The organism is Brevundimonas sp. P2_A6 (assembly GCF_056404975.1).
Window position 1 is genome coordinate 351978 of record NZ_JBFUCZ010000003.1, and the last position, 20094, is coordinate 372071.

General features: G+C 68.7%; 24 protein-coding genes. 6 read left to right on the forward strand and 18 right to left on the reverse strand.

What is annotated here, in order from left to right; all coding sequences use genetic code 11:
• Window positions 1–3: 3 nt before the first annotated feature.
• From AC1DW4_RS10660 to AC1DW4_RS10670, 3 genes are read right to left on the reverse strand one after another with little or no spacing between them, the layout of a single operon-like run.
• Window positions 4–777 (reverse strand): RNA methyltransferase, encoded by a 774-nt coding sequence (locus AC1DW4_RS10660; protein WP_477017237.1) that lies wholly within the window; start codon window positions 775–777, stop codon window positions 4–6.
• A gap of 6 nt (window positions 778–783) precedes the next feature.
• The gene (locus AC1DW4_RS10665; RefSeq protein ID WP_477017238.1) at window positions 784–1830 is read right to left on the reverse strand and encodes a S1/P1 Nuclease; all 1047 of its coding nucleotides are present in this window, start codon (window positions 1828–1830) and stop codon (window positions 784–786) included.
• A 32-nt stretch (window positions 1831–1862) separates the two neighbouring features.
• Entirely contained in the window at window positions 1863–2537 is a 675-nt protein-coding gene (locus AC1DW4_RS10670) for a nitroreductase family protein (RefSeq protein ID WP_477017239.1), read from the reverse strand.
• A 100-nt stretch (window positions 2538–2637) separates the two neighbouring features.
• On the opposite strand from AC1DW4_RS10670, the gene AC1DW4_RS10675 reads away from it, so the two are divergent.
• On the forward strand, window positions 2638–3996 hold the full coding sequence (locus AC1DW4_RS10675) for a M28 family metallopeptidase (RefSeq protein ID WP_477017240.1): 1359 nt from the start codon (window positions 2638–2640) through the stop codon (window positions 3994–3996).
• 64 nt (window positions 3997–4060) lie between these two features.
• Here AC1DW4_RS10675 and AC1DW4_RS10680 read toward each other — a convergent pair whose 3' ends face one another.
• On the reverse strand, window positions 4061–4198 hold the full coding sequence (locus AC1DW4_RS10680; protein WP_477017241.1) for an entericidin A/B family lipoprotein: 138 nt from the start codon (window positions 4196–4198) through the stop codon (window positions 4061–4063).
• Window positions 4199–4291: 93 nt separating this feature from the next.
• Between AC1DW4_RS10680 and AC1DW4_RS10685 the strand changes: the two genes are divergently transcribed.
• On the forward strand, window positions 4292–5962 hold the full coding sequence (locus AC1DW4_RS10685; protein WP_477017242.1) for a thiamine pyrophosphate-binding protein: 1671 nt from the start codon (window positions 4292–4294) through the stop codon (window positions 5960–5962).
• Here the strand turns inward: AC1DW4_RS10685 and AC1DW4_RS10690 are convergent.
• Window positions 5959–7236, reverse strand: a complete 1278-nt coding sequence (locus tag AC1DW4_RS10690; protein ID WP_477017243.1) for a bifunctional folylpolyglutamate synthase/dihydrofolate synthase — start codon at window positions 7234–7236, stop codon at window positions 5959–5961. The genes AC1DW4_RS10685 and AC1DW4_RS10690 overlap by 4 nt on opposite strands.
• A gap of 52 nt (window positions 7237–7288) precedes the next feature.
• Here AC1DW4_RS10690 and AC1DW4_RS10695 point away from each other — a divergent pair, with 52 nt between their 5' ends.
• The gene (locus tag AC1DW4_RS10695; RefSeq protein WP_477017244.1) at window positions 7289–7693 is read left to right on the forward strand and encodes a DoxX family protein; all 405 of its coding nucleotides are present in this window, start codon (window positions 7289–7291) and stop codon (window positions 7691–7693) included.
• On the opposite strand, the gene accD is transcribed toward AC1DW4_RS10695, so the two are convergent.
• The 11 genes from accD to AC1DW4_RS10750 form a co-directional block, all read right to left on the reverse strand.
• On the reverse strand, window positions 7681–8577 hold the full coding sequence (gene accD, locus AC1DW4_RS10700) for an acetyl-CoA carboxylase, carboxyltransferase subunit beta (RefSeq protein ID WP_477017245.1): 897 nt from the start codon (window positions 8575–8577) through the stop codon (window positions 7681–7683). The two genes, AC1DW4_RS10695 and accD, sit on opposite strands and share 13 nt — an antisense overlap.
• 9 nt (window positions 8578–8586) lie before the next feature.
• Window positions 8587–9417, reverse strand: a complete 831-nt coding sequence (gene trpA / locus AC1DW4_RS10705) for a tryptophan synthase subunit alpha (protein WP_477017246.1) — start codon at window positions 9415–9417, stop codon at window positions 8587–8589.
• On the reverse strand, window positions 9414–9821 hold the full coding sequence (locus AC1DW4_RS10710) for a hypothetical protein (RefSeq protein WP_477017247.1): 408 nt from the start codon (window positions 9819–9821) through the stop codon (window positions 9414–9416). Before AC1DW4_RS10710 ends, trpA begins: the two co-directional genes overlap by 4 nt.
• Window positions 9822–9824: 3 nt before the next feature.
• Entirely contained in the window at window positions 9825–11009 is a 1185-nt protein-coding gene (gene trpB, locus AC1DW4_RS10715) for a tryptophan synthase subunit beta (RefSeq protein ID WP_477017294.1), read from the reverse strand.
• An 81-nt stretch (window positions 11010–11090) separates the two neighbouring features.
• The gene (locus AC1DW4_RS10720; protein ID WP_477017248.1) at window positions 11091–11723 is read right to left on the reverse strand and encodes a phosphoribosylanthranilate isomerase; all 633 of its coding nucleotides are present in this window, start codon (window positions 11721–11723) and stop codon (window positions 11091–11093) included.
• Complete coding sequence (locus tag AC1DW4_RS10725; protein WP_477017249.1) at window positions 11720–12136, reverse strand: type II toxin-antitoxin system VapC family toxin; 417 nt, start codon at window positions 12134–12136, stop codon at window positions 11720–11722. The genes AC1DW4_RS10720 and AC1DW4_RS10725 overlap by 4 nt, the downstream gene beginning before the upstream one ends.
• Window positions 12133–12513: a type II toxin-antitoxin system Phd/YefM family antitoxin gene (locus AC1DW4_RS10730; RefSeq protein ID WP_477017250.1), complete on the reverse strand. Its 381-nt coding sequence runs from the start codon at window positions 12511–12513 to the stop codon at window positions 12133–12135. The genes AC1DW4_RS10725 and AC1DW4_RS10730 overlap by 4 nt, the downstream gene beginning before the upstream one ends.
• Window positions 12422–13636 carry an NAD(P)/FAD-dependent oxidoreductase gene (locus tag AC1DW4_RS10735; RefSeq protein WP_477017251.1) on the reverse strand — a complete coding sequence of 405 codons (1215 nt, stop codon included), beginning with the start codon at window positions 13634–13636 and terminating at the stop codon, window positions 12422–12424. Before AC1DW4_RS10735 ends, AC1DW4_RS10730 begins: the two co-directional genes overlap by 92 nt.
• 52 nt (window positions 13637–13688) lie before the next feature.
• The gene (locus tag AC1DW4_RS10740; protein ID WP_477017252.1) at window positions 13689–14420 is read right to left on the reverse strand and encodes a pseudouridine synthase; all 732 of its coding nucleotides are present in this window, start codon (window positions 14418–14420) and stop codon (window positions 13689–13691) included.
• Window positions 14417–15319, reverse strand: a complete 903-nt coding sequence (locus tag AC1DW4_RS10745) for a class I SAM-dependent methyltransferase (RefSeq protein WP_477017253.1) — start codon at window positions 15317–15319, stop codon at window positions 14417–14419. Before AC1DW4_RS10745 ends, AC1DW4_RS10740 begins: the two co-directional genes overlap by 4 nt.
• 223 nt (window positions 15320–15542) lie before the next feature.
• A complete protein-coding gene (locus AC1DW4_RS10750; protein ID WP_477017254.1) occupies window positions 15543–16718 on the reverse strand; it encodes an acetyl-CoA C-acetyltransferase in 1176 nt (391 codons plus the stop codon).
• Between the two features lie 183 nt (window positions 16719–16901).
• On the opposite strand from AC1DW4_RS10750, the gene trhA reads away from it, so the two are divergent.
• The 3 genes from trhA to AC1DW4_RS10765 all read left to right on the forward strand — a co-directional run bounded on the left by trhA (window position 16902) and on the right by AC1DW4_RS10765 (window position 18690).
• Window positions 16902–17612, forward strand: coding sequence for a PAQR family membrane homeostasis protein TrhA (gene trhA, locus AC1DW4_RS10755; protein ID WP_477017255.1), 711 nt, complete (start codon window positions 16902–16904; stop codon window positions 17610–17612).
• A gap of 80 nt (window positions 17613–17692) precedes the next feature.
• A complete protein-coding gene (gene phaR, locus AC1DW4_RS10760; RefSeq protein ID WP_477017256.1) occupies window positions 17693–18346 on the forward strand; it encodes a polyhydroxyalkanoate synthesis repressor PhaR in 654 nt (217 codons plus the stop codon).
• Window positions 18343–18690, forward strand: coding sequence for a hypothetical protein (locus tag AC1DW4_RS10765; RefSeq protein WP_477017257.1), 348 nt, complete (start codon window positions 18343–18345; stop codon window positions 18688–18690). The genes phaR and AC1DW4_RS10765 overlap by 4 nt, the downstream gene beginning before the upstream one ends.
• A gap of 140 nt (window positions 18691–18830) precedes the next feature.
• Here AC1DW4_RS10765 and AC1DW4_RS10770 read toward each other — a convergent pair whose 3' ends face one another.
• Window positions 18831–19256, reverse strand: a complete 426-nt coding sequence (locus AC1DW4_RS10770; RefSeq protein WP_477017258.1) for a hypothetical protein — start codon at window positions 19254–19256, stop codon at window positions 18831–18833.
• Window positions 19257–19350: 94 nt separating this feature from the next.
• Entirely contained in the window at window positions 19351–20082 is a 732-nt protein-coding gene (locus tag AC1DW4_RS10775) for a glycosyltransferase family 2 protein (RefSeq protein WP_477017259.1), read from the reverse strand.
• Window positions 20083–20094: the final 12 nt, after the last annotated feature.

Consider the following 20094-nt stretch of genomic DNA (forward strand, 5'->3'; position numbering starts at 1 on the left):
CGCTCAGCCCTTGTCCGCCGCTTTGCGCGCCAGCCGCTCCAGCACCCTCCCTCTCCCCTTCGACAGGGCGTGGATCACCCCGCGAAAGGTCGCGACCTCCTGTTCGGTGAAGGCCGCGCGGCCCAGCATGACCCGCAGGTTCTGGCTCATGGAGCGGAATTTCTCGGGCGGATGGAAGAAGCCGGCGGCGTCCAGTTCGCGCTCCAGATGCTCGTACATGCCTACGGCGAGCTCGGCCGGAGCGGGTGGGTCGCCTTCCCGGAAGTTCGGCGGCGGTGCGTCCAGAACCATCGTGCGCCATTCATACGCGTTGATGGACACGGCCTGGGCCAGGTTCAGGCTCTGGTGGCGGGGGTCGATGGGGATGGTGACGATGCCCTGGCACAGGGCGATGTCCTCGGTCTCCAGCCCGGCCCGCTCGCTGCCGAACAGCAGGCCGATCTTCAGCCCGGACGCGGCGTCGTCATAAAGGACCCGGGAGGCCTCGCGCGGGGTGCGGACGGGCTGGCGCGTCTCGCGCGGGCGGGCCGTGGTGGCGAACACGGTGTTGAGGTTGGCCATGGCGTCCGCGACGCTGTCGAACACCTGCACCCCGTCCAGCACCCAGTCGGCCCCCGAAGCCAGCGGCCAGGCCCGGTCCTGGGGCCAGCCGTCGCGAGGCGAGACGAGCCGCAGCCGGTCCAGCCCGAAGTTGGCCATCACCCGCGCCACCGCGCCGATGTTCTCGGCCATCTGCGACCGATCCAGGATGACGACGGGGGGCGTCGGGTCGGACAAGGCCGATCAGTCCTCGCCGATCATGGCCAGCCAGGGATCGGCCGTGCCCGCCTCGACGTCGGCGACCTTCACGGCGGGCCAGCCGATCGACTGGGTCCCCGCATGACGCCAGGCCAGAATGGTCAGGTCGCGCAGCTCCGCCGCCCCCGCCGCGATCCGCGCATCGGCGAAGGTGACACCCGGTGCCAGAACATCGCCCGCCGCATCCGCTGCGAAGGCGCCGGTCTTTTCCAGCCGATAGAAGGGCACGACCTGGGCCAGGGTCCCGTTCAGATAGGTCGCCACCCGCGCTCGCAGGTCGAATCCGTCCAGGTTCGCCGCCGGCATCGCGGCCTCGACCGCATCCAGCCGGACGTTCCCTCGCACGAACGCCCCCTCGAACGCGCCATGGGTCTGGCGTGAGTTGGTGAAGCCTTCCGGGTTCGGATAATCGCCCCAGCCGTTGTAGTGGATCGACAGGTGATGCGGCTGCGAGCCGTCGCCGACATAGTGGGACAGATATCCCATGTCGCGCAGGATCAACGCCTCGCGCCGCAGCCGGTCCTCGCGGTACCAGGCGCGCTTGGCGGGATCGAGTTCGCGCCCCTCCGCCGCGTTCAGCACCCGCCAGGTGGCGAAGTCGCGGGCCAGCTGCTGGAAGCCGTCCATGATCGCATAGGGCAGGTAACCTGCGTCGTTGACCTCGATACCCGCCGCCAGCAGCTGGGCGTCGTATTCGCTCTTCAGTTCGGGCAGTTCGGACAGGGTCGGACCCCGGCCGTTCATCACATGGCCATCGTCGTCCAGATCGACGAAGTGGGCGGTGTCGCGCTCGCGGTCGTGCGGCTGGCCCGCGCCCTTGGTCCGGTCGGGTTCGCGCGACAGCTCGCCGACCTCGGCCGCCGCGCCCGGCGTGCGCAGGAACGCCGGCAGTTCGGCCGGCAGGGCGCGCACGGCGGCGACACCGATCGTCCTGTGCCCGGTCGATCCCCAGGCGTCGACCTGGCTGGCCGTGAGGCCCGCGCCCACGGCGACGAACAGGGCGGCGGTGGCGAGAAGGGCGATGCGCTTCATGTCGATGACTCTCAGGCTGGGATCGTCCGGCGTTAAATCCAGGCGGCGACGGCGTCCAGCGGCTTCTTGTCCAGCGCGGCCAGCGGCACGGTCGCACCCTCGGCGGGATGACCCGCGACCAGCAGCAGGAACGGCTTTTCGCTGTCCGGTCGCCCACAGATCTGGCCCAGGAAACTCATCGGCGCGGGCGTGTGGGTCAGGGTCGCAAGGCCGGCGTGATGCAGAGCCGCGATCAGAAACCCCGTGGCGATGCCGACGCTTTCGGGCACATAGTAGTTCTTCTTGGCGTCGCCCGGACGCGGTCCACCCCGCTTCTGGCTGAACACGGCGATCAGCACGGGGGCCACCTCAAGAAAGCGCTTGTCCGGGTCGGTGCCCAGCGGTGCCAGGGCGTCCAGCCATTCCTGGGGGGCCTTGGTGGCATAGAAGTCCCGCTCCTCGGCCTCAGCCGCCTGCCGGATGCGCGATCGCGCTTCGGCGCTTTCAATGACGCTGAAGAACCACGGCTGGTGATTGGCCCCAGATGGTGCAGACGCGGCGGTCAGGATCGCGCGCTCGACCACCGACCGGTCCACCGGCCTGTCGGAGAACTCACGCACCGTACGGCGTTCGGACATGCGGGCGTGAAAGGCGGCTGCGCGCGCCACGCTGTCGGCGTCGCTGATCGAAGGGTAGCCGGTCAAGGCGGTGGCGGGGTGATCCTTCATGGTCCCGACCCTTAAGGCAGCGTCACGGTTCGCTCCACCGGCTTGACGCGACCGTGACCGGGCTTCTACGCCTGGGCATCGCCACCGTCAGGAAGCCGCCATGAAACGCATCGTCCTCGCCGCCGTCTCCCTGATCGCCCTGACGGCCGCACCGGCGCTGGCGCAACAGACCACGACGGTCGATCGCAACGCGGTCGAGGCGCACATGAATTTCCTGGCCGGGGACGAGCTTCAGGGACGCGGCAGCGCGACGCGGGACGAGGCCATCGCCGCCGCCTATGTCGCCGCCCAGTTCCGCCTGACCGGCCTGACGCCTGTGCCGGGCATGGACGGCTATCTGCAGCGCGCGCCGGTGACCAAGATCACGCCTTCTGGAGCAGCGACCGTGGTGGTGGGGGATACGACCCTCCGTCAGGGGACGGACTTCGCCATCCTGACCGGTGGGCTGACGGCCGCGTCGGGCCTGATCACCGTAGCCGAGGATCCCTCGGCCCTGCCGTCAGGCGCCGAGACCCTGATGATCGCGCCACCCGAGGGGCCGGGCGTGCGCGCCCTGTTTGGCGCGGCGATGGGCAGCGGGGCGCAACTGATCCTGATGCGCCGGACCGAGGCTCTGGCCCAGGCGACGTCCGACAGCGGAAGCCGCGACCCGATCATCCGGCTGGCCGAGACGCCCGCGCGTGGCGGGCCAGTCGTCATTGTCGTGGCTCCCGACGTCTATGACCGGTTCAAGGCCTCGGGTGGCGCGGCGGCCTTCGATCCGGGAGCGACGACGGTGGAGGACGGCGTAACGACCAACGCCATCGGCTGGCTGGCGGGGACCGAGCCGGATGGACCGGTCCTGATGGTCTCTGCACACCTGGATCACCTCGGCCTGCGGTCCGACGGGATCGTCATGCATGGCGCCAACGACGACGCCTCGGGCACCGTTGCGGTGATCGAGTTGGCGCGCGCCCTGTCGGGCACCGGCCCGCACCGCATGAACGTGATGTTCGTGGCCTATGGGTCGGAGGAGGCGGGTTTGCTGGGCTCACGCTATTTCGTGGCCCATCCGCCGATCCCGCTGGAGCGTCTGAAGGCCAACCTCGAGATCGAGATGATCGCCGATCAAGACCCTCAGCTTCCGGCCGGCGTGATGATGATGACGGGGTTCGAGCGTTCCAACTTCGGGCCCGAAATGAAGGCGCGCGGCGCACTGATCGGCCCTGACCCGTATCCGGAACAGAATTTCTTCCAGCGCTCGGACAACTATGCCTTGGCCCAGCGGGGCATCGTTGCCCACACCATCTCGGGCTGGGCGACCATTCCGACCTATCACACGCCGGAAGACACGATCGCCAACATCAATTTCGACTTCATGACCGCCGCCATTCAATCGTTGGTCGAGCCGCTGTCCGAACTGGCCGAGGGCGACTTCACGCCGGAATGGGCCGAGGGCGGACGGCCCGAAGCGCGATAGGACGTCGCCTTCAAAAAAAAGGGATGGGCGTCCTGCGACGCCCATCCCCTCGGTTGGGTCGGCCTTAGTTCTTGGCTTGCTCGGCACCCGTCGAAACGGCCGAGCCAGCCGCCGAGACGTCACGGCCAACGCCGGAAATCGTGTTGCAGGCCGACACGGCCAGGGCGGCGGCGACGACGGTCAGGGCGATGATCTTCTTCATGGGGAGGTCTCCAAACGGTGAAGCTTTTGAAACGCCAAGCGTCACCGCAGGTTCCATCGCCAAGACCGTCCCTGATCTGCTAGGTCGCGCCGCATGACAGACATTCGCCAGCAACCCGCCGGAACTGCGGCCCGCCGCCTCGTCGAGACCCTAGCCATCAACGGCGTGACTCGGGTCTTCTGCGTGCCCGGCGAAAGCTATCTGGCGGTCCTGGACGCCCTGGTCGATCACCCCGAGATCGAGGTCGTCACCTGTCGCCACGAGGCCGGCGCCGCGAACATGGCCGAGGCCTATGGCAAGCTGACGGGTCGCCCCGGCGTCTGCATGGTCACGCGCGGACCCGGCGCGACCCATGCCTCCATCGGCGTGCACACGGCCCATCAGGACTCCACCCCGATGATCCTGTTCGTCGGCCAGATCGCGCTGAGCGACCGGGGGCGCGGGGCCTTTCAGGAGGTCGACTACCGCGAGGTCTTCGGCGGCCTGGCCAAATGGGCGACCGAGATCGAGAGCCCGGACCGCACCGTCGAGATCGTCGAGCGCGCCTTCGCCACGGCCCAGCAGGGACGGATGGGGCCGGTCGTCATCGCCCTGCCCGAGGACATCCTGCATTCGCCCGGCGGCCCCGCTCCGATCCGCGCCGTAGCGCCGGCGAAGGCGGGACTGGACCCATCCTTCCTCGCCGACCTGGGTGAGCGCCTGTCGAAGGCCGAACGTCCTCTGCTGGTGCTGGGCGGCTCCGGCTGGACCGAGGACGCCGCCGCCGCCATCGGCGACTGGGCCGAGCGGCTGGGCCTGCCCGTCGCCCTGTCGTTCCGCAGGAAGGACATCCTGTCCAACGACCGGACGAACTATGCCGGCGACCTCGGGCTCGGCTGCAATCCCGAGCTGATGAAGCGGGCCCGCGAAGCCGACCTGCTGATCGCGCTCGGCGCGCGGCTGGGCGAGAACCCGACCCAGGGCTACACGCTGTTCACTCGCGACCACACGGCCCGGACCCTGGTCCACATCCACCCTGGCGCGGAGGAACTGGGTCGGGTCTGGACGCCTTTGATCAGCGCCACCGCCGACAACAGCCTGGCCGCCCACGCCCTGGCGACACTCGAGCCGGGCCGGACATGGCACGAGCAGGCCCGGACTGCCCATGCCCACTACCAGGCCTTCTCCACACCCGTGCCGGTCACCGGCGCGGTGAACATGAGCGAATGCATGGCCCATCTGGGTCAGGTCCTGCCCGCCACCGCCATGGTCACCAACGGCGCCGGCAACTTCGCGGCCTGGCTGCATCGCTTCTATCGTCACCGCGCCTGCCGCACACAGCTGGCCCCGACGTCAGGCGCGATGGGATACGGCTATCCGGCCGCCGTCGCCGCCAAGTCCCTGCATCCGGACCGCGAGGTGATCTGCGTCGCGGGCGACGGCGACTTCCTGATGACCAGTCAGGAACTGGCCACCGCCGTCCAGCATGGCATCAACACCCTGGTCATCGTGGTCGACAACGGAACCTACGGCACCATCCGCATGCACCAGGAGGGGCACTATCCCCGCCGGGTCATGGCCACGGACCTGAAGAACCCCGACTTCGTCAAATACGCCGAGGCCTTCGGGGCGTTCGCCATCCGCTGCGAGACGACAGAGACCTTCCCGGCCGTCCTGCAGGCCGCCCGGGATGCCGCGAAGCATCGCCCGGCGCTGATCCACCTGATCACCTCGGCCGAAGACATCGCGCCCAACCGCACGATCACGGGGTTGCGAACGGGCTAGACCGGCCAGGTCTCCGGGGACGCGCCCAGCACCTCTCCGGCCAGATACAGCGAGCCGCAGATCACCACGCGGCCCGCCCCCAGGCGCAAGGCCCGGCTGAGCGCCGCCTCGACCGAGGACGAGCTCTGGGCCCCGAGCCCGTGCCCCCGCGCCACCGCGGCAAGCGCCGCTGGATCGGCTGCCGCACCCTCGAAGCCGATCGTGAAGACGTGCGCTTCAGATCCTTTCAGAGCTTCGAAGAAGCCCGCGTGGTCCTTGTTGGCCAGCATGCCGACGATGAGCGCCAGGGGGCGTGGGGCTTTGGCCTGGCGCTCAGCGAGCGCCTCGGCCAGCGCCCGCCCGGCATGGGGATTGTGCCCGCCGTCCAGCCACAGTTCGGCTTCCGCCGCCCGCGCCATCTCGCCATAGGGGCCAGCGGACAGCCGCTGCATCCGCGCGGGCCAGGTCGCTCCCTGAACCCCTGCGGCGATCGCGGCCTCCGGCAGATCCAGCTCCAGCGCGACCGCCACGGCCAGGCCGGCGTTGGCGATCTGATGCGGACCGCGCAGGCCCGGGGCGGGTAGATCCAGGAACCGCTCCTGATCCTGAAACACCATGCCGCCTCGCTCGGACCAGGCGTCGAAGTCCGTGCCCATCACGGTCAGCGGCGTCAGCACCGACCCGGCCCTGGCTTCGATCACCGCCATGGCGGCCTCATGCTGGCGTGCCACGATGCCGCGCGCCCCGGCTTTCAGGATGCCCGCCTTCTCGCCCGCGATGCCTTCGATCCGCGTGCCCAGGAACTCCGCGTGATCGTAATCCACGGGCGCGATCACGCTCAGCAGCGGGCGCTCTATGACGTTGGTCGCGTCCAGCGATCCACCCAGTCCGACCTCTACGATAGCGAGGTCGGCGGGGACTTCGGACATGGCGACGAAGGCAGCCGCGGTCGTGCTCTCGAATACGGTCGTCTCCACCCCGCGCACGGCTTCGATCCGGTCCAGGATGGCCGACAGCCGTTCGTCGGAGATGAGGTCTCCGGATAGCCGGATCCGTTCGTTGAAGCGGACCAGATGGGGCGAGGTATAGGTGTGCACCTTCAAGCCGGCCGCCTCCGCCATCGCGCGGATGAAGGCGATGGTCGAGCCCTTGCCGTTGGTCCCGGCGACGTGGATCACGGGGGGCAGGTGCATCTGGGGTTGCCCCAGAACCGCGCACAAGGTCCGCATCCGGTCCAGCGACAGGTCGATCTTTTGCGGATGGCGCAGGCGAAGGCGTTCGGAGACGGGATCCATGGCCCCTTCTTATCCCTCTAGGCCCCGGCACGGGAGAGCCTAAGGTCGCCCGATGTCACGAAGTCGCGTCGTCGCCCGTTTGATCCTGATCGTCGCCTTCCTGGCGGCCGGAGCGCTGCATCTGCTGGTGCCCGGGCCCTTCGTGGGCATAACCCCCGCCTGGGTCCCTTTCGCACCTGTCGTGATCGCCCTGACAGGCGTCGCCGAACTGGCGGGCGCGGTTGGACTGATGATCCCGCGCCTGCGGCGCGCGGCGGGGATGGGTCTGGCGCTGTATGCGGTCTGCGTGTTCCCGGCGAACATCCAGCACGCCATCAACGACCTTGGCCTGGCGCAGCCGCACCTCGGCTGGGCCTATCACGGGCCAAGGCTGCTGTTTCAGCCGGTCATCGTCTGGTGGGCGCTATGGGCCGGCGAGGTGATCGACTGGCCGTTCCGGAGGCGTCAGGCCGCCTGACGCCGCCCGCCCATCAGCATCGACAGGACCTTGCCCAGGGTCTCAGGCAGGTCCGCGCGAGAGACGACGCGGTCGACCATACCCTTCTCCTGCAGATACTCGGAACGCTGGAAGCCCGGCGGCAGCTTCTCGCGGATCGTTGTCTCGATAACGCGCGGACCCGCGAAGCCGATCAGGGCCCCCGGCTCGGCCAGATGAACGTCGCCCAGCATGGCATAGGAGGCGGTGACGCCCCCGGTCGTCGGATCGGTCAGAACGACGACATAGGGCAGTTGCGCGTCCTTCAGCTCCTGCACGGCCAGGGTGGTGCGGGCCATCTGCATCAGGCTGAGCGCGCCCTCCTGCATGCGCGCCCCACCCGCGGCGGTGAAACAGACCAGGGGCACGTTGCGCTGGATGGCCGCGTGGGCGGCGGCGATGAAGCCCTCGCCCGCCGCCATGCCCAGCGACCCGCCCATGAAGGCGAAGTCCTGAACCACCGCCACGGCGGGCGTGCCGCCGATGTCGCCGAAGCCGATGGACATGGCGTCCTTCAGGCCCGTGGCCTTGCGCGCCGCGATCAGCCGTTCGCGATAGGGCTTGCCGTCCGAGAACTTCAGCGGGTCCTCGGCCACCTCGGGCGAGGCGATGGGCTCGTATTCGCCGTCGTCAAAGGTGTAGCCCAGACGCTGGGACGCATTGATCCGCATGTGGCGGCCGGACGGCGTGACCCACAGCGCCGTCTCCAGGTCCGGACGATACAGCATGTCGCCGCTGTCGGGATCCTTGACCCAGAGGTTGTCGGGCGTCTCGCGCCGGCTGACGATCTTGCGGACGCCGGGGGCGAAGCGGCTGAGCCAGCCGCCGCGTTTCTCGGGGGGTTTGGGAGGGGTCTTGTCGGCCATGCGGGTCTCTTAGACGGTTTCGCCCACGCGCGCACCGCGCACGGCGTCGGCCAAGGCCTTCACCTTGGACAGAACGCGAGCCGCGACCGGTTCGTTCGCCTCGAGCGCGGCGGCGACCTCGTCGACCAGCACCGATCCGGCCACGACGGCGTCGGCGACGCGGGCGATTTCGGCGGCGCGTTCGGGCGTCTTGACCCCAAAGCCGACGGCGACCGGCAGGCCCGAGGCGCGGCGGACGCGTTCGACGGCGGGGGCGACGGACGCCGACTGGGCCTCCTTCACGCCTGTCACCCCGGCGACGGAGACGTAATAGACGAAGCCCGAGGTGCGGCGGGCAATGACCTCCAGCCGCGCGTCGTCCGACGTCGGCGTGGCCAGACGGATCAGCGAGACCTGCGCCGCATCCAGGGCGTCGGTCAGGGGGTCGGCCTCCTCAGGCGGGCAGTCCACGACGATGCAGCCATCGACCCCGGCGGCCGCCGCGTCGCGGGCGAAGGCGTCGTAGCCATAGCTCTCGATCGGGTTCAGATAGCCCATCAGGATCAGGGGGGTGTCGGCGTCGCCCTCGCGGAAGGCGCGGGCCAGGTCCAGCGTGCCCTTCAGCGTCAGTCCGGCCTTGAGGCCTCGCAACGCCGCGCGCTGGATCGGCGGTCCCTCGGCCATCGGGTCGCTGAACGGAAAGCCCAGTTCGATGACGTCGGCCCCGGCGGCGGGCAGGCCGCGCAGGATCGCCAGCGCCTCGTCGCGCGTGGGATCGCCGGCCATGACATAGGCGACAAAGCCGGCCCGACCCTCGGCCTTCAGCGCGGCGAAACGGGCATCGATACGCGATGTCGTCATGGGGCGGGCGTCACTGGAGCAGCAGCAGGGGCCGCGCACACGTCGCCCGGCACGGCGGCGAACGCCAGATAGGCTGGACCGGCGGGGTCGGCGGTGTTCTGACCCGCATAGGCCAGGACCTGGAAGGCGTCGCAGCCGCCACCCTCCTTGCGACGGACATAGACGATGCGGTTGTCGCGGCCGTCGGCGGCGAGCCAGCCCTGGCGCTCGAAGTCCGCGTTATAGGCCTCCATGGCGGCTTCGGCCGCGCCCTGGGTTGTGACGACGCAGGTGGCGATGGCCACCATGGCCGTGCGACCGCCGCAGGTGGCGTCGGCCTGCGTATTGGCGACGGTGGGCAGGACCACCGGAAGGGCCGGCGCCGTCTGCATCAGGGCCGTCGCCAGAAGGAAAGTTGCGATCATGGTCTAAAGCTCCACGCCCAGATGCTGGGCCACCGCGAAGATGTCCTTGTCGCCGCGCCCGCACATGTTCAGGACGACGTCGCCGCCGGTGCCGATCTCGGCCGCGATCTCGCCGATGCGGGCCAGGGCATGGCTGGGTTCCAGGGCGGGAATGATCCCCTCCAGCTTGGAACACAGCTGGAAAGCCTCCAGGGCTTCGGCATCGGTGGCGGCGCGATATTCGGCGCGGCCCATGTCCTTCAGCCAGGCGTGCTCGGGTCCGATGCCAGGATAGTCGAGGCCGGCCGAGATGGAGTGACCCTCCAGGATCTGGCCGTCGGCGTCCTGGAGCAGATAGGTGCGGTTGCCGTGCAGCACGCCGGGGCGGCCGCCCTGAAGCGAGGCCGCGTGGTCGGGGCCGTCCAGCCCGCGCCCGGCCGCCTCGATGCCGATCATGCGGACGCCCGCGTCCTCGATGAAGGGATGGAACAGGCCGATGGCGTTGGAGCCGCCGCCGATAGCCGCGACCACGGCGTCGGGCAGCTTGCCGCGCCGGGCCTGCATCTGGACCTTGGTCTCCTTGCCGATCACGCTCTGGAAGTCGCGGACCATGGCCGGATAGGGGTGCGGACCCGCCGCCGTGCCGATCAAGTAGTAGGTGTCCTCGACATTGGTGACCCAGTCGCGCATCGCCTCGTTCATGGCGTCCTTAAGCGTGCCGCGACCGGACGTAACCGGAATGACCTCGGCCCCCAGCAGCTTCATGCGGAAGACGTTGGGCGACTGACGCTGCACGTCGGCAGCACCCATGTAGACGACGCATTGCAGGCCGAAGCGGGCGCAGACGGTGGCGGTGGCCACGCCGTGCTGACCGGCCCCCGTCTCGGCGATGATGCGCTTCTTGCCCATCCGCATAGCCAGCAGGATCTGGCCCATGCAGTTGTTGATCTTGTGCGCGCCCGTGTGGTTCAGCTCGTCGCGCTTGAACCAGATGTTGGCGGCGCCGTAGTGGTCGGTCAGGCGCTGGGCCAGATACAGCGGGCTGGGCCGCCCGACGTAATGGGTCAGATAGTCGTCCAGCTCGGCCTGAAACGTGGGGTCGGCCTTGCACCGCTCATAGGCGTGGTTCAGCTCCAGCACCAAGGGCATCAGGGTCTCGGCGACGAACCGGCCGCCATAGGGACCGAACCGGCCTTCGCCATCGGGCATCGCATATTCGTTGGGGATGATGGCGTTCACGGGCGTCAGCTTTCACGCGAGGGCGTGCCGAAAATGCGGCGGGCGAAATGATCAGGCCACGGCCTTCAGAAAGGCCGCGATCCGGGCCGCGTCCTTAACACCCGGGCTGCTTTCAACGCCAGAGGACACATCGAGGAGGGGTGCGCCACTGATCGCCGCAGCCCGGGGCGCATTGTCGGGTGTCAGACCCCCGGCCAGGAACCAGTCGTGGCGAAAGGCCCGGCCGCCCATCATGGCCCAGTCGAAGCTTGCCCCGACCCCGCCGGGCAGGTCGGAACCCGAAGGCGGCTTCGCATCGAACATCAGGTGATCGACGTGATCCTCCCACCCGTCGGCGGCATCGAGATCGGCGGGGGCCGACACCGACAGGACCTTGATGATCCCCGCGCCGGTCAGGGTCCGCACCTGATGAGCGCGCGCCACGGTCTCGCGCCCGTGCAGCTGGACGAAGTCGGGCCTTAAGTGGGCACCGATGCGGCTCAGCAGGTCGTCGTCCGCATCGACCGTCACCGCCACGATCCCCGCCCGCCCCCGCGCCCGCTCGAACAGCGGCCGGGCGTCCTCGGGCGAGATGTCGCGCGGGCTCCTGGCGAAGAAGACCGCGCCCACGAAGGCCGCGCCATGATCGAGGGCGGCGTCCAGGGTGTCGGGGGTGGTCAGGCCGCAGATCTTGACGCGGGTCATGCGGCGAAGACCGGCAAGCCTTCAGCGATCGATGCCTCGTCGAGCCGCCGGTCGAACGTGGCAATCGCTGCGTTCAGCCTCAAGGCGATGGCGAGATGAAGCGCGTCCGGAGCGCGCAGCCCGTCATGCCGTACCACCAGCAACCGCGCCGAGAGGTGATCGCCCGGCTGGACGGAATGCCTGCCACCTTGATCACGCGTCCAGGAATCGAAGATCGCTTCGATTTCGGGGACCAGTTCGACCCTGAGATATCCACGCCGGACCTTGGTCCGGATCGCCGCGCTGAACTCCGCCGCAGCCCAGTCAGAAACCAGAAATGGAACGTCGCGATCGAGCCAGGCCTCAGCCTGACTGGAATGGGCATCCTCGGTAAAGGCTGCCACGAGCACGCTTGTATCCAGGGCGACGTTCAATAGCGGTAGTCGTCACGCATGGCATGTACCGTGTCGATCACGGGCGTCTTTCCGGTCGAACCCGCCTCACGCAAGCGCCGCAGCGCCTGAATATCGATACGCTGTGGGGCGGGACGTTCCGGCTCGATCGGGACGACGTGAGCAACAGGACGACCCCGCCGGGTGATGGTGACGGTCTCGCCCTCCAGCATCCGATTGATGAGGCGCGGAAGCTGATCCTTCGCCTGGGCCATTGAGTATTCGCTCATCATCAAAACATAGCCATCTGAATGGCCATCGTCCAGATCAATGCCGATACAGCCCCGCGTCCGGGTCGCTGCCGCCCCGCACCTCCGCCGACACGATCTGGGAGGCGATGACCGAATAGGTGATGCCATTGCCGCCGAAACCCATGACGGCCCAGCCATGGTCCAGGCCCTGGATCGGGCCGATGGACGGCAGGCCGGTGGCGCTTTCGCCGAAGGCTCCGGCCCAGGTGTAGTCGACCTCGAACTCGATCGCGGGCAGCAGACGACGCAGCTTGGCCGAGATGGTCTCGCACTTGCGCTTCAGCTTCGCCTCGTCCTCGTGGGCGACCGGATCGGCTTCGTCCTCGCCGCCGACGATCAGGCGACCGTCCCCGCCCATGCGGAAATAGAGGTAGGGGTCCGACGCCTCCCAGACCAGCATGTCGCGCAGCCATGCGGGGCAGCGGGCACGGGGCCTGGACGCGAGGGCCCAAGTCGAGATGACCTTGGCTCCCGGGGTCGGTACGCCCTTGGGGAATTCGTAGCCGCAGCAGAAGATGACCTTCTCCGCCCGCACGGCATGGCCGGACGAGGTCGTCAGGGTGACGCCGTCCGGGTCGCCGATCACGTCCAGAGCCTCGACCGGCGAATAGACACGGGCGCCATCCGCGATCGCGCGGCGCAGCAGGCCCGCCGCCAGCCGGGCTGGGTCGGCGCTGGCGGAGCCCTGGGACACGATCGCGCCGGTTCGGTCCATGCCGAAGGTGTCGCGCAGGGACGCAGGGCCGACGTAACGGCTGTCCAGACCCAGGGCGGCACGGGCCTCGGCCTCGGCCTCCAGCGCGCGGTGGCCGTACTCGTCGCCCGCGATGTAGAGCGAGCCCTTGTCCTTCAGCCCGCAGACGATGCGTTCGTCGGCCACGATCCGCTTCAGGTCCTCGACGGCCGAGCGGGAGCGGCGATAGGCCTGGGCGGCCTTCGCCGCTCCGATCTTGTCGGCCAGGGCGGTCAGGGGCAGGTCGATCTCCCACTGCAGCATGGCGGTGGATGCGACGGTCGAACCCATCAAGGGCGGGCGGCGATCGAGCACGGCCACCGAATGGTCGCGGCTGAGTTCCCGCGCCATGAAGGCAGCGCTGATCCCGGCGCCGACGATGCAGACGTCCACGCTGATGGCGCGCTCCAGCGGGTGGACGGGCACGCCCAGGCCGGGGCTGGCGGCCCAGACCGAGCGGCCGGTTCGCAGGTCTCGTTTCAGGGTCGCGCCGGTCATGGGGAACTCCGTGGAAGCGGAGCCATAAGTCCGGCCGCGTGACGCGGTTCCGTCAGGCGAAGATCGCGTCGATCTCGCCTTGCGTCGCCAGCCGCCAATGGCCAGGGCCCAAATCGTCCGGAAGCGCCAAGCCACCGACCCGTTCACGGTGCAGGGCCTCGATGTGGTTGCCCACCGCCGCGAACATCCGCCGCACCATGTGATAGCGGCCCTCGGTCACCGTCAATCGCGCTTCGGTGGGCGACAGGACCTCCAGCGCGGCCGGGGCCAGGGGCTTGTCCTCGCCTTCCAGCACCAGGCCGCCGGCGGCGAACAAGTCGCCCTCGGTGCCCGCCAGCGGCCGGGCCAGGGTCGCCAGGTAGACCTTGGCGACATGGCGCTTGGGCGAGATGACCCGGTGCAGCAGGTCGCCGTCGTCGGTCAGCAGCAGCAGGCCCGAGGTCTGCTTGTCCAGCCGCCCGATGGTCGAGATCGCCGGATCGCGGCGACGCCAGCGGTCGGGCAGGACGTCATAGACCAGATCGCCGTCCTCCTTGTGCGAACAGGTCATGCCCAGCGGCTTGTTCAGGATCAGCACCAGGCCCGCGGGCGGGTCGAGCGGGCGACCGTCGACCTGCATGCGGTGCGGCAGGTCCGGCGTCACGGCGATGCGCCTGGACACATCGGTCAGGTCCGCGCCGTCCAGCACGATGCCGCCCACCTTGCCCAGACGCGCGATCTCGGACCGCGAGCCATAGCCCATGGAGCCCAACAGCTTGTCCACGCGGCTGGTGGGCGTCTTCATTTGACGGCTTCGAACAGCTTGTAGCCGCCGCCGTCTGTGATCGGGGTCACGCGGCGGAAGGCGGTCTTCAGTTCGGCCTCGTAGGGCAGGTGCCGGTTGGCGACGAGCCACAGGGTGCCGCCCTTCTTGAGCATCTCGGCGGCCTTCTTGATGAAGGCCTGGCCCAGGCGTCGGTCCTCGGCCCCGCCGTCGTGGAAGGGCGGGTTGGAGACGATGAAGTCCAGATCGGCCGCGCCGTCCAGCGTGCGGACATCGGCCCATTCGAAGGTGGCTCGGGGGTCGGTCACATTGCGTTGGGCGGCCTCGATCGCCCTTCGGTCCAGGTCGATCAGGCGCAGCGCGGTCACGGCCTCGGATCGCAAGACCACCGTGGCGAGGGCGCCGTAACCGCAGCCCAGATCGGCCCCTAACCCTTTCAAAGGCGGCATATGCTGCGCCAGCTGGGCCGATCCGGCGTCGATCCGGTCCCAGGCGAAGACGCCGGGCTGGGACCAGGCCTCCAGCCCCTCGACCCGCTGGAGGGCTCCGGCGGCGATGGCCGCATCGATGCCGGTCAGAGCATCGGCCTTCACGACGACGCAGCGCCGGTGGTGCGCCTTGGCGCTTTCGCCGACGTCGAGCCCGAAAGCCTCGAGTTCCTTCTTGAGGCGCGAGCCGCCCTTGTCCTTGGCGGCCATGACGTCGAGCCGCCCGCCGACCTTCAGCGCGCGCATGACCTGGGCCAGGGTGTAGCGTCGCTCCAGCACGCCGGGCGGGGCATAGACCATGGCGCTCTCGACCGAGCCATCGGCGAGGCTTTCCAGCGCGGTCGAGCCGGGGATCAGGGGCGAGGTCTGGGTCGCGGCGCCGGGCGAGTCGAAGACCAGCGGCGGGCGGCCGTAGAGGATCGTTGTCGTCATCGGCGGGGTCATAGCGCCTATGGCCTCCCTCTCCCAGAGGGAGAGGCCTTGAGCGTACGGCGGCTAAGCCGTCGTCCTGGCGCGAAAGGGTGAGGGGTGGAGAAGGGACGCATGGCGTCCCGACGACGGGTGTGAGCCGGTGAGGTCTTGACCCCTCACCCTTTCGGTTTGCGGATCGCTGCGCTCTCCGAACCTCAAGCCCTCTCCCTCTGGGAGAGGGGAACTATGTCCGCTCCACGCACATCGCCACGCCCATGCCGCCGCCGATGCACAGGGTGGCCAGACCCTTCTTTCCGCCCGACCGCTTCAGCTCGTGCAGCAGGGTGGTCAGGATGCGCGCGCCCGAGGCGCCGATCGGGTGGCCGATGGCGATGGCGCCGCCGTTGACGTTCACCTTGGCCGGGTCGAGGCCCAGTTCCTTCAGCACGCACAGGCTCTGGGCGGCGAAGGCCTCGTTGGATTCGACGCGGTCGAGGTCGGCGACGGTCCAGCCCGCCTTTTCCAGCGCCTTCTTCGACGCCGGGATCGGGCCGGTTCCCATGATCGCCGGATCTACGCCCGCCGTGGCCCAGGACCGGATGGTGGCCAGGGGTTCGAGCCCGCGCGCCTTGGCATCGTCCGCCGACATCAGGACCAGGGCCGCCGCCCCGTCGTTGAGCCCCGAGGCATTGGCGGCGGTGACGGACCCATCGCTGGTAAAGGCGGGCTTCAGGCGCTCCATCGATTCCAGCGTCGCGCCGTGGCGGATGTATTCGTCCTTGTCGACGGTGACGTCGCCCTTGCGGCCCGCGATCACGACGGGGACGATTTCCTCGTCGAACTTGCCCGACGTCTGGGCGGCCTCGGCCTTGTGCTGGCTGGCCAGGGCGAAGGCATCCTGATCGGCGCGGCTGATCTGATATTTCTCGGCGATGTTCTCGGCCGTCTGGCCCATGTGATAGCCGTTGAAGGCGTCCCACAGACCGTCCTTAATCATGGTGTCGGTGAGCGCGAGGTCGCCCATCTTGTGGCCGGTGCGCAGGTGCTGGGCGTGCGGGGCCTGGCTCATGCTCTCCTGGCCGCCGGCCACGATGATCCTGGCGTCGCCCATCGCGATCTGCTGGTAGCCGAGCGCGACGGCGCGCAGGCCGGAGCCGCAGATCTGATTCAGGCTCCAGGCCGGGGTCTCCTTGGGGATGCCCGCCCCCATCGACGCCTGGCGCGCGGGTCCCTGACCGGCGGCGGCCTGAAGCACATGGCCCAGAATGACCTCGTCGACCTCGGCCGGATCGACGCCGGCGCGCTCCAGCGCCGCCTTGATGGCGACCTCGCCCAGTTTCGAGGCCGGCAGGGACGACAGGGCTCCAAGGAAGGACCCGACGGGCGTGCGAGCGGCGGAGACGATGACGACGTCGGTCATGGGGAGATGATCCTTGATCGGGCCTTGACGGGCGGGCTGCCCGTTAGGCCGGGGGTAGGTTTTCGTGGCGTTTCTGCCGCATCGCGCGGCATTCGTCACCTGTGCGATCCTCGTTCAGGTGAAAGTCATCCCCGAGCGTCACTATGTAGGGAACGACAGGCAGAACCGCCGAGTTGGTGATCCATGCTGAATATGCTGAAGCGCCACGCCACCCGCATCTGCACCCCCGATCAGATCGATCTGGAGGAGCACTACCAGTCGCGCGCCGAGCACACCGCCGATCTGGTCGTCCACGTCGTGGGCCTGACGCTGGCGGCGGTCGGCGGCCTGGTCCTGGCCGTCCTTTCGGCCATCTATGGCGGTGTCGCCGCGGCGACGGCGACGGGCATCTATGCCCTGTGTCTGGTGGCGATGCTGACGGCCTCGACCGTCTACAACCTGACGCGTCCGGGCAAGGCGAGGCCGGTCCTGCGGCGTCTGGACGAGGCGGCCATCTTTCTCATGATCGCGGGCAGCTATACCCCGTTCACGACCCAGCGGTTCGAGGGCTGGTGGGCCATCGGCTTCACCATCGTGGTCTGGGCCATCGCTTTCGCCGGCGTGGCGGCCAAGCTGGTCGCGCCGCGCATCTCGGATGCCTTCTGGAGCGGCGTCTATGTCGTGTTCGGCTGGCTGGCCGTGATCGCGCTGAAACCGATGATCGACACGGTCAACCCCATCGCCCTGGCGCTGCTGGTGCTGGGCGGGCTGATCTATACGTCGGGCGTCCTGATCTTCATCTCGCCCAAGGTCAAATATCGCCGGGCGATCTGGCATGGGTTCGTCGTGGCGGGCGCGGGCGTGCACTGGGCGGCCGTTCTGGTCGGCGTGGTCCTGGCCCCGAACCTGGCCTGATACGGAACCGTCACATGCCCACTGGCGTCGGGCTTCGCGCTGCGGGATAACGGGCGCTGCAACAGCGAGGAAGCGTACCCGTGGCTGACAGCAATACCCCCGGCAAAAAGGCCAAGGATAATGGCAGGGGCGACGACGTCGTCGTCATCAAGAAATACGCCAACCGACGGCTCTACAACACCTCGACCTCGGCCTATGTGACGCTGGAAGACCTGGCGACCATGGTGCGCGAGGGCACCGACTTCGTCGTGTTCGACGCCAAGACGAACGAGGAGCTGACCCGCCAGATCCTGACCCAGATCATCTTCGAGGAAGAAAGCCGGGGACAGGCCTTGCTGCCCGTCCAGTTCCTGCGTCAGCTGATCGGATTCTATGGCGGGCAGATGGAGGGTGTCCTGCCCAGCTATCTGGAGATGTCGCTGGAAAGCTTCTCGCGCCAGCAGGAGCAGTTCCGCGACCAGATGACCAAGGCGTTCGGCGCCACGCCCGCCAGCGGCCTGATGGGCGGCGGGCTGATGGAGGCGGCGGTCAAGCAGAACATGGCCATGTTCGAGAACGCCATGAGGATGTTCCCGGCCTTCGCCTATGGGCGTCCCGGCGGCGAGGCCGCTGCCCCACCCCCGACCGAACCGTCGGCCGGCAATCCGCTGGACGAGATGCGTCGCCAGATGGACGAGATGCGGGCCCAGATCGACCGTCTCGCGTCCGCTCCGAAGGGCTCCGACAAGGCATGAACGACGGCGTCCGTCCCGTCGGGCCGGTGGGCGAGCGCGATCGACGCGCGGCCCAGCGGCGCGAGGCGGAACGGCGGGCGGGTTCGACCAGCCGCGAGCTGGTGCCCGTCGGCAAGGTCATGGACGAAGCACCCCACCCGGCAAGGCCTGCCGATGCGACGGCCCCGGCCGATCCGGCGGCGGCCTTCTCTGCCCAGCTGATGGGACAGACGGGCCAGCGGAAGGGCCTGAAGGGCGGGCCGCCGGTGCTGGACGCGGCCCGCGCCACCTACCTGGGCAACGAATATTCCGGCGAGAAGGACCGTCGTCCGCCCTCGGGCCTGGTCAAGAAGACCGACGTCTGAAAACCGGCCGGGCTGGCCCGGACCTTGCAGTCCGTCAGGCGACCTGTCGCCTTTCGGACCCCGCCATGACCCTGTCCTTCGCCGCCCGCGCCTTCGACGTGATCGTCGTCTCGTTGATCTTCACGGCGCTGATCTAGGCCTCAGTGACCGCCACCGAAGTCGAGGTCCTTGCGGGCCGAGATGATGGTGACGATGAACCCGGCCAGCACATCCAGCATCACCATCGTGATGATCAGGAAGAAGGTCGAGGTGGCGAAGCCCCGGACCAGCAGGAACTCCACCAGGCAGACCACGAACACGACCATGGACAGGGCGTGATTGACGATGGCGACCTTCTGGCTCGACGTCGACTTCAGCAGTTCGAAGAACAGCAGGATCAGCGACAGGAACAGGATCATGTCGCCGACGCCCACGTTCCAGCTGGCACCCGAGGTCATGGGGATCGAGAACATCGCCTGACGCAGGGTCTCGTCGGCGGCGGCGAGGCCTCCGTTCCCGGCCCCGAACAGGACCACCAGATTGTAGAGCACCACCGGGATGGCCAAGAGAGGCAGGGCGATCAGCATGGGTCGGTCCTTCGCGGTTCAACAGCCGAGCTTGTTAACGCTACATAGCCCGCTTCGTTCGATGCGGCCATGCCGGCTCGCCTGATCGGCGAACTTAGAATTCCGTGACGGGTCCTGGTTTCCGCGACCGCGACTTGAGCCACATCACGCCCAGCAGGTCGGTGAAGGAGGCCCGCAGCCGTCCCCAGTTGGTGTATTTCGACTGACCCGTTTCGCGGTGGCGATGGCTGATCGGCAGGTAGCGGTTCTCATACCCCTCGCGGATCATCAGGGCCGGCAGGTAGCGGTGGATGTGATCGAAGTAGGGCAGCCGCAGGAAGACGTCGCGGCGGAAGGCCTTCAGCCCGCAGCCGGTGTCGTCGGCGTCGTCGCCCAGCAGGTTCTTGCGGATGCGGTTGGCCCAGCGCGACGCCCACAGCTTGGCCTGCGAATCCTGCCGTTTCTGACGCACGCCACCCACCAGGGCGACCTGGGGCGGGGCGGCGATCAGGGCATCGACCAGGGCGGGCGCATCGGCGGGCGGGTTCTGGCCGTCGCCGTCCAGGGTGACGACGATCGCCCCCCTCGCCGCCAGCACGCCGGTGCGCACGGCCCGGCTCTGGCCCGCATTGGTCTGGTGGGCCAGGACGCGCAGGGTCGGCAGTTCGGGGGTCAGGGCCCGCAGCTCGGCCAGGGTCGTGTCGCGGCTGGCGTCATCGACGAAGATCATCTCGTAGGATCGTCCCGCGAAGGCGGCCGCGATCTCGCGCGCCAGCGGCCCGGCCGCGCCCGCCTCGTTGTGGACGGGGACGACGACGGAGATGTCGGGGGTCGCGGCGCTGCTCATGCGGCTGTGTAG